Consider the following 12,776-nt stretch of genomic DNA (forward strand, 5'->3'; position numbering starts at 1 on the left):
GGACCCAAAAAGATCGCAGCCTTCGGCAGCTCCTACAGGGTTATGCGAACACCTGTGTAGGAGCTGCCGAAGGCTGCGATCTTTTTCGGCACGCGATTATATCGAGCCGAACGGAAAGTTACTCCAGTGCTTTCCAGATATCCGTGGCGTACTCGCGAATCGTCCGGTCTGACGAGAACCAACCCATCCGCGCCGTATTGAGCACCGCCGAACGCCACCAGTTATTGGAGTCGTGCCAATGCGCTTCAACGCGTTTCTGCGCTTCCCAGTAGGAATCGAAGTCGGCGCAAACCAGGAAACGGTCGTAATCCACCAGCGAATCGATCAGCCCGGTATAACGCGAGGTGTCATCCGGCGAGAACACCCCGCTACGGATTGCTTGCAGCACATCGTTCAGACGATGAGACGCGGCGATATCCGGCGCGGCGCTGAACTCGTGGTTCTGTTTGCGCGCCTCCACCTGCTGGGCACTGAGGCCGAAGATGAACATGTGCTCGGCGCCGATGCGCTCGCACATTTCCACGTTGGCGCCGTCCAGCGTGCCGATGGTCAGCGCGCCGTTGAGGCCGAACTTCATGTTACTGGTGCCCGACGCCTCGAAACCGGCGGTGGAAATTTGCTCGGACAAGTCCGCCGCCGGAATGATGCTCTCCGCCAGGCTGACGTTGTAGTTGGGCAGGAACACCACTTTCAGCAGGCCGCGCACCGTCGGGTCGTTGTTCACTACCCGGGCGATATCGTTGGTCAGCTTGATGATCAGTTTGGCTTGGTGATAACTCGCCGCTGCCTTACCGGCGAAGATCTTCACTCGCGGTACCCAGTCGACTTCCGGCTCGGCGCGAATCGCCTGATACAGCGCCACGGTGTGCATCAGATTGAGCAACTGGCGTTTGTATTCATGGATGCGTTTGACCTGCACATCGAACATCGCCGCCGGATTGACCGCGATGCCCAGCCGTTCGTGAATGAGATAGGCCAGGGCTTTCTTGCTGTGCAGCCGTTGCTCGGCAAAGGCTTTGCGGAACGCGGTTTTCTCGGCGAACGGTTCGAGATCGAGCAGGCGTTCTTCGGGGTTATCCAGCACCTCCGGGCCTAGAGAATCGACCAGCATCGAGGTCAGTTCGGAGTTGGCCTGGAACAGCCAGCGGCGGAAGGTAATGCCGTTGGTTTTGTTGTTGATCCGCTCCGGGTAGAGCTTGTGCAGTTCGGAAAATACCGTGCTGCGCATCAGCTGAGTGTGCAGCCCGGACACACCGTTAACACTGTGCGAACCAAGGAACGCGAGGTTGCCCATGCGCACGCGGCGACCATTGTCTTCTTCGATCAGCGACACCGCGCGCAGCACGTCGAAATCGTGAATGCCTTTGGCCCGCAGCGAGTCGATGTGCTGGGCGTTGATCAGGTAAATGATCTGCATGTGCCGTGGCAGCATGCGTTCCATCAAGCCTACTGGCCAGGTTTCCAGCGCTTCCGGCAGCAGCGTGTGGTTGGTGTACGACAGCGTGTCAACGGTGACTTGCCACGCCGCATCCCACGCCACGTCGTAGACGTCGACCAGCTGGCGCATCAGTTCGGCCACGGCAATCGAAGGGTGGGTGTCGTTGAGCTGAATCGCCGCGTGATCGCCCAGGGTCAGCACCGAGGTGTGCATGTTGCGGTGGCGGCGCAGCAGATCCTGAAGCGAAGCGGCGACAAAGAAGTATTCCTGACGCAGGCGCAGTTCCTGCCCGGCTTCGGTGCTGTCCGCCGGGTAGAGCACGCGGGAGATACTTTCCGCGCGGGCCACTTCGGCCACCGCGCCCAAATGGTCACCGGCGTTGAAGCGCTCCAGGTGCAGGTCTTCCATGGCGCGGGCACGCCACAGGCGCAAAGTGTTGACGCTTGCCCCGCGCCAGCCGACGACCGGGGTGTCGTAAGCAATGGCACGGACGGTTTCCGCCGGCGACCAGACTTGTCTGGATTGGCCGCTGACATCGGTGACGGTTTCCACACTGCCGCCGAAGCCAATGGTGTACACGACTTCCGGACGCTCAAATTCCCACGGGTTGCCGAAATCCAGCCAGTGTTCGGTCTGCTCCTGCTGCCAGCCATCGACGATGGCCTGACGGAACAAACCGTGCTCATAACGAATGCCGTAACCGTGGCCGGCGATGCCGAGGGTCGACATGCTTTCCATGAAGCACGCGGCCAGACGACCGAGGCCGCCGTTGCCAAGCGCCGCATCAGGTTCCAGCAAACGAATGCGCTCCAGATCGACGCCAAGTTCGGTCAACGCTTCGCGGGCGACGTCGAGCAAGCCAAGGTTGCTCAGGCTGTCGTAAAGCAAACGGCCGATAAGGAATTCCAGCGAGAGGTAATACACCCGCTTCTGGCCTTTGCGATAGATCTGCCGGGTGTGGTCCATCCAGTGCTCGACCATGTGATCACGCGCCGCCAAAGCGATGGCTTCGAACCAGTCATGATCGAAGGCGTGATCGGGGTCTTTGCCCACCGCGTAGGTGAGTTTGGTCAGGACGGCGTCGCGAAATGCGGCCACCTCTGCTTCGCGAACTAGTGGTTCTTGAGTCATCGATAGGACCTCGGGCGAACGGGGAATTGTCTGAGCCTAGACGGTCTGACCGACGGTAGAGGCTCTGGTTCGGCAGTTTTTCCAGAGACTTTGAGCTGGCCCGGCATTACCTTGGCGGATCAGCTAATGAATGCAGGGGCCGTGCCGAATTGTTCGGAAAAATGCCTGCATGGAGAAAAAATCTGGCGAAAGGTTGTTCAAAAATCCACCAGTCCCGGTATGATCGCGCGCCCTGATGCACACACGCCTGGTAACTCCCGATGATGAAGCCCAACCTGATTGCCGCCGCCGAGATCGATCGTCTCGATACGTGGGCCAAATACTCGGCCCCGATGTGCGGTTCCTGCATGTCCAGCTGCTGCACGCTGCCGGTCGAAGTGAAGATCAAGGATCTGGTGCGCATCGGTGTGGTCGACGAGTTCGAACTGGGCGACCCGCCGAAGAACATCGCCAAGCGTCTGCAAAAGGAAGGCCTGGTCGAGCGCTTCAATCAGAAGTCGGGGATCTTCACCCTCCAGCGCATGAGCAACAACGATTGCTACTACCTGGATCGTAAGAGCCGCCTGTGCACCATTTATGACAAGCGCCCCGACACGTGCCGCAATCACCCGAAAATCGGCCCGCGCCCGGGATATTGCGCGTACAAGCCGAAGGAAGTCGAGCGAGTGCAGAATTTCCGCGCAATCGAGAAGTTCTGATCTCTTCTGGAATTTGCTGCGGCTGATCCGCCGCCTTCGCGAGCAGGCTCGCTCCCACATTGGAATGCGCTCCCCTGTGGGAGCGAGCCTGCTCGCGATGGGGCCGGCACAAACAGCGCGTAAACCCCAGACAAACAAAAACGCCCCCGGTCTCGCGACCGGGGGCGTTTTTTTCAAGCCGGGCTAATTATTACGCCTTGGCTTTCTTGGCAGCGCGGGTACGCTCGCTTTCGTCCAGGATCTTCTTGCGAAGACGGATGGACTTAGGAGTTACTTCGCACAGCTCGTCTTCCTGGATGTATTCCAGAGCCTGTTCCAGAGTGAAGCGAACAGGTGGGACCAGAGCGATGGTTTCGTCTTTACCCGAAGCACGCATGTTGTCGAGCTTCTTGCCTTTGGTTGGGTTCACACCCAGGTCGTTGTCGCGGCTGTTCTGGCCAACGATTTGACCGTTGTAGATCTCTTGACCGTGTTCTACGAACAGCTTGCCACGAGCCTGCAGGGTTTCCAGCGAGTAGGTCAGTGCCTTACCGGTTTCAACCGAAACCAGAACGCCGTTCTGACGGCCGGACATGTGGCCCGACTTGACGGTGTCGTAACGATCGAAGATCGAGGTCAGGATGCCAGCACCGTTGGTCAGGGTCAGGAACTGGTTACGGAAACCGATCAGACCACGAGCAGGGATGTTGTACTCCAGACGAACACGGCCCTTGCCATCCGGCACCATGTTGGTCAGGTCGCCTTTACGCAGACCCATCTCTTCCATGACCTTGCCCTGCGAATCTTCAGGGATGTCGATGGTCACGTTTTCGAACGGTTCTTGTTTCACGCCGTTCACTTCACGAATGATCACTTCCGGACGGCCCAGGGCCAGTTCGAAGCCTTCGCGACGCATGGTTTCGATCAGAACCGAGAGGTGCAGCTCACCACGGCCGGAAACCTTGAACTTGTCGGCGGTGTCGCCTTCTTCAACTTTCAGGGCAACGTTGTACAGCAGCTCTTTGTCCAGACGATCCTTGATGTTACGGGAGGTCACGAACTTGCCTTCTTTACCGCAGAATGGCGAGTCGTTTACCTGGAACGTCATGGAAACGGTTGGCTCGTCAACGGTCAGCGGCTTCATCGCTTCAACATTCAGCGGGTCGCACAGAGTGTCGGAGATGAACAGCTCGTCGAAGCCGCTGATGCAGACGATGTCGCCGGCAGCTGCTTCTTCAACGTCAACGCGGTGCAGACCGTGGTGACCCATCAGCTTCAGGATACGACCGTTGCGGCGCTTGCCTTCGGCGTCGATGGCGACAACCGGAGTGTTCGGCTTGACGCGGCCACGAGCGATACGGCCAACACCGATAACACCCAGGAAGCTGTTGTAGTCCAGAGCGGAGATCTGCATCTGGAACGGACCATCACGGTCAACGGCCGGAGGCGGAACGTGGTCGACTACCGCTTGGTACAGCGGGGTCATGTCTTCCGCCATGGCGGTGTGATCCAGACCGGCAATACCGTTCAGGGCCGAGGCGTAAACAACCTGGAAGTCCAGTTGTTCTTCGGTCGCACCGAGGTTGTCGAACAGGTCGAAGATCTGGTCCAGAACCCAGTCCGGACGCGCGCCTGGACGGTCAACCTTGTTGATCACCACGATTGGACGCAGGCCGGCTTCGAAAGCCTTCTTGGTCACGAAACGGGTTTGCGGCATAGGGCCGTCTTGAGCGTCAACCAGCAGCAGAACGGAGTCAACCATCGACATTACGCGCTCAACTTCGCCGCCGAAGTCGGCGTGGCCCGGGGTGTCCACGATGTTGATGTGGTAGCCGTTCCAGTTGATGGCGGTGTTTTTCGCCAGAATGGTAATACCGCGCTCTTTTTCCTGGTCGTTGGAGTCCATCACGCGCTCGTCGTTGAGCTCGTTGCGCTCCAGAGTGCCGGATTGACGCAGGAGTTTGTCTACCAGGGTGGTTTTACCATGGTCAACGTGGGCAATGATGGCGATGTTGCGTAGATTTTCGATCACTTGTGTATCTCGATCAGAGGATTCGGTTTGCTGACAAGTCTTGGCAGCGATTAGCAGTAGTGTCCGGCATGGCCGTTACAGCTTGACGGCGGTGTCGGGGGGCCGGTGACGCAGGCCACAGGCAAACAGCCCCGGGCACTTAGCTCGGTCGATAAACGCGCACATTGGCATGCCCCTCACTGAGCAAATGGTGAGCATGCAGGCGACTCATCACGCCTTTGTCGCAATACAGCAGGTACTGGCGAGTCGGATCCAGCTCCTTGAAACGAGCGTTCACTGCGTAGAACGGCATCGTCTGTACTTCTACGCCAGCGATTTCCAGCGGCTCATCCTCGGCGGCATCCGGGTGACGGATGTCGATCACGATCTGACCGGCCAGTGCTTCGCTGACTTCTTCAATCTGTACGTCCTGGCCCAATTCGTCGATCACCCGATCGATCGGCACCAGTTTGGCGTTTTCGAGCGCACGCTCGAGCACCGCCATGTCGAATTCTTTCTCTTCGTGCTCAACGCGACCGCGTTTGGCAGCAGTCTTCGGATTAACCGAAATGACCCCGCAGTACTCCGGCATGTGCCGGGCGAAATCGGCGGTGCCGATCTCGTTGGCCGTGTCGATGATGTCCTGCTTGTGCGCCACGATCAGCGGACGCAGGACCAGTTTGTCGGTCACGCAGTCAATCACCGACAGGTTCGGCAGGGTCTGGCTCGACACCTGGGAGATCGCCTCGCCGGTGACCAGCGCTTCGATGTGCAGGCGGTCAGCAATGTTGGAAGCCGCGCGCAACATCATACGCTTCAATACGACGCCCATATGACTGTTATCGACTTTGCCGAGAATTTCGCCCAGGACTTCTTCGAACGGAACACTGACAAATAGCACGCGTTGCGAGCTGCCGTACTTCTTCCAGATGAAATGCGCGACTTCCATCACGCCCAATTCGTGGGCACGACCGCCCAGATTGAAGAAGCAGAAGTGCGTCATCAGACCGCGACGAATGATCTGGTAAGCCGCAACCGTCGAATCAAAGCCGCCCGACATCAAGACCAGCGTCTGCTCCAACGCGCCAAGCGGATAGCCGCCGATGCCGTTGTGCTGACTGTGGATGACAAACAACCGTTTGTCGCGAACTTCGATACGGACTTCGATTTCCGGCGCTTTCAGGTCGATACCGGCAGCACCGCACTCACGGCGCAGCTTGCTGCCGACATATTTTTCGACGTCCATCGAGCTGAACGTATGCTTGCCCGCGCGCTTGCAGCGCACCGAGAAAATCTTCCCGGCCAGCGCATCGCCGTAGTGCTGTTTGCACTTCTCGGTGATGTCGTCGAAGTCGCCCAGCGGGTACTCGTCGATCTGCAGAAAGTGCGCGATGCCCGGCATGCAGGTCAGACGCTCACCCATCTCTTTCAAGGCTTTGGGGTCGGTAACGCGGGTTTCCAGCTCGAGATTGTCCCACACACCATTCACCACCACGGCCGGGTCCAGGTCACGGAGCACGGTGCGGATGTTCTTGGCCAGCTGGCGGATGAACTTCGTCCGGACAGGTCGGCTTTTGATGGTGATCTCGGGGAAGACTTTTACGATTAGTTTCATGAAAACAGCGCGCGAACGGCCAGCCGAAAAAGGGGGGCGCGGATTATAGCGGAAATTGCTCAAGGTTTAACCAGTTAATGTGCAGAAGGTTTTGTGCGCACCAAAACGGGTCATTTACAGATTGTGACGCTACATTAAAGGGCGAGAATTTCCGTTTTGAGGCGCCTTGCAGCAAGATAAGCGTGAATTTGGGGCAAAAAACCCATGCTGGGGCACTGGCATGCAATTTGCTCCCTTGTGAGGCAGGTTGCCTTGGCAGAGTATTCGCGCCGGCATCACCACTATTAAGGGCATCCACTACCCGCCCTAATTCACCCGGAGGACACTATGTCGAAGTCGGTTCAACTCATCAAAGATCATGACGTCAAGTGGATTGATCTGCGCTTCACGGACACCAAAGGCACTCAGCACCACGTGACCATGCCGGCTCGCGATGCGCTGGAAGACGACTTCTTCGAAGTCGGCAAGATGTTCGACGGTTCCTCCATCGCTGGCTGGAAAGGCATCGAAGCCTCCGACATGATCCTGCTGCCGGACGACGAAACTGCCGTTCTCGACCCGTTCACCGAAGACGCGACCCTGATCCTGGTCTGCGACATCATCGAACCGTCGACCATGCAAGGTTACGATCGTGACCCACGCGCCATTGCTCACCGCGCCGAGGAATACCTGAAGACCACCGGTATCGGTGACACCGTCTTCGCCGGTCCAGAACCTGAATTCTTCATCTTCGACGAAGTGAAGTTCAAGTCGGACATCTCCGGTTCGATGTTCAAAATCTACTCCGAACAAGGTTCGTGGATGTCCGACCAGGACATCGAAGGCGGTAACAAGGGTCACCGTCCAGGCGTCAAAGGGGGCTACTTCCCGGTTCCGCCGTTCGACCACGACCACGAAATCCGTACTGCCATGTGCAACGCACTGGAAGAGATGGGCCAGACCGTTGAAGTTCACCACCACGAAGTGGCGACTGCCGGTCAGAACGAAATCGGTGTCAAGTTCAACACCCTGGTGAAGAAAGCTGACGAAGTTCAGACTCTGAAATACGTTGTTCACAACGTTGCCGACGCATACGGCCGCACCGCGACCTTCATGCCGAAGCCACTGTACGGCGACAACGGCTCGGGCATGCACGTCCACATGTCCATCGCCAAAGACGGCAAGAACACCTTCGCTGGCGAAGGCTATGCCGGCCTGTCCGAAACCGCCCTGTACTTCATCGGCGGTATCATCAAGCACGGTAAAGCACTGAACGGCTTCACCAACCCGGCCACCAACTCCTACAAGCGTCTGGTGCCAGGTTTCGAAGCTCCGGTCATGCTGGCCTACTCGGCTCGCAACCGTTCCGCCTCGATCCGTATTCCTTACGTCAACAGCCCACGCGGCCGTCGTATCGAAGCACGTTTCCCGGATCCGGCTGCTAACCCGTACCTGGCTTTCGCCGCACTGCTGATGGCCGGCCTGGACGGTATCCAGAATAAGATCCACCCAGGCGATGCCGCTGACAAAAACCTGTACGACCTGCCGCCTGAAGAGGCGAAAGAGATCCCACAAGTTTGCGGCAGCCTGAAAGAAGCTCTGGAAGAACTGGATAAAGGCCGTGCGTTCCTGACCAAGGGCGGCGTGTTCTCCGACGACTTCATCGACGCTTACATCGCGCTGAAATCCGAAGAAGAAATCAAGGTGCGTACCTTCGTACACCCACTGGAATATGAGCTGTACTACAGCTGCTGATCCGGTAGCGCTGCGCTACGCGGCGTGACAAAAAGAGGCCTCCTTCGGGAGGCCTTTTTTATTGCCCGCGATTTATGGCGCAACACAAATCCCTGTGGGAGCGAGCCTGCTCGCGAAGGCTTCGCATCAGTCACTATCACTGTCAATGACGCACCGCATTCGCGAGCAGGCTCGCTCCCACAGGGGATTTGTGACGTCTGAATGATCACCGGATGTGTGCCGGGTTGGGCCAACTGCCGCGACTGTCCTATGCTGCACCCCATCGTTTTCAATCCCGGTCGATTTCATGGGTCGCACCTTTCTTTACATACTGCTGGTGATCGCCCTGCCCGCCGCCGCGCAGATCTACAAGTACACCGATGCCAACGGCAACACGGTCTACAGCGATCACTCGCCGGACGGCGTGCAGGCGCAAACGGTGGAGTTGCCGCCGCTCAATCGTGTCGAGCCGCAAGCACCCAGTGCGCCACCCGCGGTGGAAGCCGACAACCGTCAACCTGCGCGCAATGCCTACGACATTCTCGAACTGGCCGGCCTGCCGACCGAAGAAGCCCTGCGCGCCAACAACGGCACCTTCACCGTCAATGTGCTGATCAAGCCGCGCCTGCAAGCACCGCATCAATTAAGGCTGGTATTGGACGATGAGCCTTACGGTCAGCCGAGCAACGTGCCAATCCTGCAACTGGTAAACGTAGATCGCGGCGAGCATCGTCTTGCGGTACAGGTGATTGATGGGCAGACAATCATCCAGCAAAGTCCGCCAGTAGCCCTCAGCGTGCAGCGAGTGCACAAGCCATGATCCGCGCGTGGTTGTTCGTCCTGTCGGCACTGATGACGCTGCAAGCTTCGGCAGAGGTCTTCACCTACACCGACGCCCAAGGCAATCGCGTGTTTACCGATCAGCCGCGCGGCAACGCAAAGCGCGTACCTATTGCGACCAGCAATCGCATGTCCGCAAACCCGACGGCCAGCGCACCAATCACCACGGCAAAAAAACCTCCGGAACAACCGCTGTTCCACTACGACATGCTGCGCATTCTGGTGCCCGAACCCGATGCCACGATTCGCAGCAGTGCAGGGGAAATCATCGTCAGCGTCACCAGCGAACCCAGCCTGCAAAAAGGTCATCGCTATCGCCTGCTGCTGGACGGCCAGCCCACCGGCGAACCGGGATTGAGCCCGGTGTTCCCGTTGAGCAACATCGACCGTGGCAGCCACAACCTGTCCGTGGAAATCCTCGACGCCGAAGGCCGCACCGTCGAACGCACCGCCAACCAGCCCTTCCACATGCTGCGCATCTCCCTCGCACAAAAACGCCAGGTCAAACCCTGCACCACCGACGATTACGGCGTCCGCCCGGAATGCCCGTTGAAAGACAAACCGCCCGAGCCGAAAAACCCCTTCCTGCGTTTCTTCTAACGCTGTTCAGCTTTGCGCACTATATTGGTGCAATAGCTTGCACCCTACTCACATTCCAACCCATTTTGGTTCGAAACTACCCGTGAAAGCTGGCCCTGTGCCACGCAAACGAGCGTCAAACGCCTGTTTCACGGGTTAAACGCTTCTTTTCGGAGCCTTGGTTTGGTTTTTGCATTTTCCCGATACCGATGCTTGCTTGTTGCGCACGCTCCGCCCCCAAAAGAGGCTCCGATGACCATTAGCGACGCAATCCACCGTTTGCTGCTCGACAACCTGACCACCGCCACGATCCTGCTCGACGCTGAATTGCGCCTCGAGTACATGAACCCGGCGGCGGAAATGCTGCTTGCCATCAGCGGGCAGCGCAGCCATGGGCAGTTCATCAGCGAACTGTTCACCGAATCCACCGAGGCGCTGAACTCCCTGCGTCAGGCGGTCGAACAGGCGCATCCGTTCACCAAGCGCGAAGCGATGCTCACTGCGCTCACCGGTCAGACGTTGACCGTGGATTATGCGGTGACGCCAATCCTCAGCAACGGCGCGACCATGCTTCTGCTGGAAGTCCATCCGCGTGACCGCTTGCTGCGAATCACCAAGGAAGAGGCTCAGCTATCCAAACAGGAAACCAGCAAGATGCTGGTGCGCGGCCTCGCCCACGAGATCAAGAATCCCCTCGGCGGCATCCGTGGCGCCGCGCAACTGCTGGCCCGCGAGCTGCCGGAAGACAGCCTGCGCGATTACACCAACGTGATCATTGAAGAGGCCGACCGCCTGCGCAATCTGGTCGACCGCATGCTCGGCTCGAACAAACTGCCGTCGCTGGCGATGTGCAACGTCCACGAAGTGCTCGAGCGCGTCTGCCAGTTGGTCGAAGCGGAAAGCCAAGGCTGCATCACCTTGGTGCGTGATTACGACCCAAGCATTCCCGACGTACTGATTGACCGCGAGCAAATGATCCAGGCCGTATTGAACATCGTGCGTAACGCGATGCAGGCGATCAGCAGCCAGAACGAGCTGCGCCTGGGCCGTATCAGCCTGCGTACGCGGACCATGCGCCAGTTCACTATCGGCCACGTCCGCCATCGCCTGGTAACCAAGATCGAGATCATCGACAACGGGCCGGGGATCCCTGCGGAACTCCAGGAAACCATTTTCTTTCCCATGGTCAGCGGTCGCCCGGACGGTACCGGGCTGGGCCTGGCCATTACCCAGAACATCATCAGCCAGCACCAGGGTCTGATCGAGTGTGACAGCCATCCAGGCCACACCACGTTCTCGATCTTTCTGCCACTGGAACAAGGAGCCACATCGACATGAGCCGTAGTGAAACCGTATGGATCGTCGATGACGACCGTTCTATCCGTTGGGTTCTGGAAAAAGCCTTGCAGCAGGAAGGCATGACCACGCAGAGCTTCGACAGCGCCGATGGCGTGATGAGTCGCCTGGCCCGTCAGCAGCCCGACGTGATCATTTCCGACATTCGCATGCCGGGTGCCAGTGGCCTGGACCTGCTGGCGCGGATTCGCGAGCAGCACCCACGGCTGCCGGTGATCATCATGACCGCTCACTCCGATCTGGACAGCGCTGTCGCCTCCTATCAGGGCGGCGCGTTCGAATACCTGCCGAAGCCGTTCGACGTTGACGAGGCGGTTTCACTGGTCAAACGCGCCAATCAACATGCGCAGGAACAGCAAGGCCTGGAAGTCGTGCCGGCACTGACCCGCACCCCGGAAATCATCGGTGAAGCGCCGGCGATGCAGGAAGTGTTTCGCGCCATCGGCCGCTTGAGTCACTCCAACATCACCGTGCTGATCAACGGTGAATCCGGCACCGGTAAAGAACTGGTCGCCCACGCCCTGCACCGCCACAGCCCGCGCGCGGCCTCGCCGTTCATTGCGCTGAACATGGCAGCGATCCCCAAGGATCTGATGGAGTCCGAGCTGTTCGGCCACGAGAAAGGCGCGTTCACCGGCGCAGCCAATCTGCGTCGCGGCCGCTTCGAACAGGCTGACGGCGGTACGCTGTTCCTCGATGAAATCGGCGACATGCCGGCCGATACCCAGACGCGCCTGTTGCGGGTGCTGGCGGATGGCGAGTTCTATCGCGTCGGCGGGCATGTGCCGGTCAAGGTCGACGTACGGATCATCGCCGCGACCCACCAGAACCTGGAAACCCTGGTGCACGCCGGTAAATTCCGTGAGGACTTGTTCCACCGTCTCAACGTGATCCGTATCCACATCCCGCGCCTGTCGGATCGTCGTGAAGACATCCCGACCCTGGCCAAGCACTTCCTCAGCCGCGCGGCGCAGGAACTGGCCGTCGAGCCGAAACTGCTGAAGAGCGAGACCGAGGAATACCTGAAAAACCTGCCATGGCCAGGCAACGTGCGTCAGCTGGAGAACACCTGCCGCTGGATCACGGTGATGGCATCCGGCCGCGAAGTGCACATCAGCGACTTGCCGCCGGAGCTGTTGAGCCTGCCGCAGGACTCGGCGCCGGTGACCAACTGGGAGCAGGCACTGCGTCAGTGGGCCGATCAGGCGTTGGCGCGTGGCCAGTCGAGCCTGCTCGACAGTGCGGTGCCGGCGTTCGAGCGGATCATGATCGAGACGGCTTTGAAACATACCGCCGGCCGTCGTCGCGATGCCGCCGTTTTGTTGGGTTGGGGGCGTAACACCCTGACGCGCAAGATCAAGGAATTGGGGATGAAGGTTGATGGTGGAGATGATGATGAGGGGGATGAAGGTTAAC

General features: G+C 58.9%; 9 protein-coding genes. 6 read left to right on the plus strand and 3 right to left on the minus strand.

Annotation, left to right across the window (positions count from 1 at the left end; translation table 11 throughout):
- Positions 1-118: 118 nt before the first annotated feature.
- Complete coding sequence (locus BK670_RS08340) at positions 119-2,569, minus strand: glycogen/starch/alpha-glucan phosphorylase (RefSeq protein WP_123449385.1); 2,451 nt, start codon at positions 2,567-2,569, stop codon at positions 119-121.
- 260 nt (positions 2,570-2,829) lie between these two features.
- On the opposite strand from BK670_RS08340, the gene BK670_RS08345 reads away from it, so the two are divergent.
- The gene (locus tag BK670_RS08345) at positions 2,830-3,267 is read left to right on the plus strand and encodes a YkgJ family cysteine cluster protein (protein WP_025110918.1); all 438 of its coding nucleotides are present in this window, start codon (positions 2,830-2,832) and stop codon (positions 3,265-3,267) included.
- Positions 3,268-3,457: 190 nt separating this feature from the next.
- Here the strand turns inward: BK670_RS08345 and typA are convergent, their stop codons facing one another.
- Positions 3,458-5,278 (minus strand): translational GTPase TypA, encoded by a 1,821-nt coding sequence (gene typA, locus BK670_RS08350; RefSeq protein WP_123449386.1) that lies wholly within the window; start codon positions 5,276-5,278, stop codon positions 3,458-3,460.
- Between the two features lie 139 nt (positions 5,279-5,417).
- Positions 5,418-6,872, minus strand: coding sequence for a tRNA uracil 4-sulfurtransferase ThiI (thiI, locus tag BK670_RS08355; protein WP_123449387.1), 1,455 nt, complete (start codon positions 6,870-6,872; stop codon positions 5,418-5,420).
- 327 nt (positions 6,873-7,199) lie between these two features.
- On the opposite strand from thiI, the gene glnA reads away from it, so the two are divergent.
- From glnA to ntrC, 5 genes are all read left to right on the plus strand, one after another.
- Entirely contained in the window at positions 7,200-8,606 is a 1,407-nt protein-coding gene (glnA, locus tag BK670_RS08365) for a glutamate--ammonia ligase (protein WP_064117048.1), read from the plus strand.
- A 286-nt stretch (positions 8,607-8,892) separates the two neighbouring features.
- The gene (locus tag BK670_RS08370) at positions 8,893-9,405 is read left to right on the plus strand and encodes a DUF4124 domain-containing protein (protein WP_123449389.1); all 513 of its coding nucleotides are present in this window, start codon (positions 8,893-8,895) and stop codon (positions 9,403-9,405) included.
- The gene (locus BK670_RS08375) at positions 9,402-10,025 is read left to right on the plus strand and encodes a DUF4124 domain-containing protein (protein WP_123449390.1); all 624 of its coding nucleotides are present in this window, start codon (positions 9,402-9,404) and stop codon (positions 10,023-10,025) included. Before BK670_RS08370 ends, BK670_RS08375 begins: the two co-directional genes overlap by 4 nt.
- A gap of 231 nt (positions 10,026-10,256) precedes the next feature.
- Positions 10,257-11,342, plus strand: a complete 1,086-nt coding sequence (gene glnL / locus BK670_RS08380) for a nitrogen regulation protein NR(II) (RefSeq protein WP_007909240.1) — start codon at positions 10,257-10,259, stop codon at positions 11,340-11,342.
- Complete coding sequence (gene ntrC, locus BK670_RS08385; protein WP_007961729.1) at positions 11,339-12,775, plus strand: nitrogen regulation protein NR(I); 1,437 nt, start codon at positions 11,339-11,341, stop codon at positions 12,773-12,775. Before glnL ends, ntrC begins: the two co-directional genes overlap by 4 nt.
- The last annotated feature ends 1 nt before the right edge of the window (position 12,776 follow it).

Source organism: Pseudomonas fluorescens (assembly GCF_003732425.1).
In the GTDB taxonomy this organism is placed as follows: Bacteria; Pseudomonadota; Gammaproteobacteria; order Pseudomonadales; family Pseudomonadaceae; genus Aquipseudomonas; species Aquipseudomonas fluorescens_BE.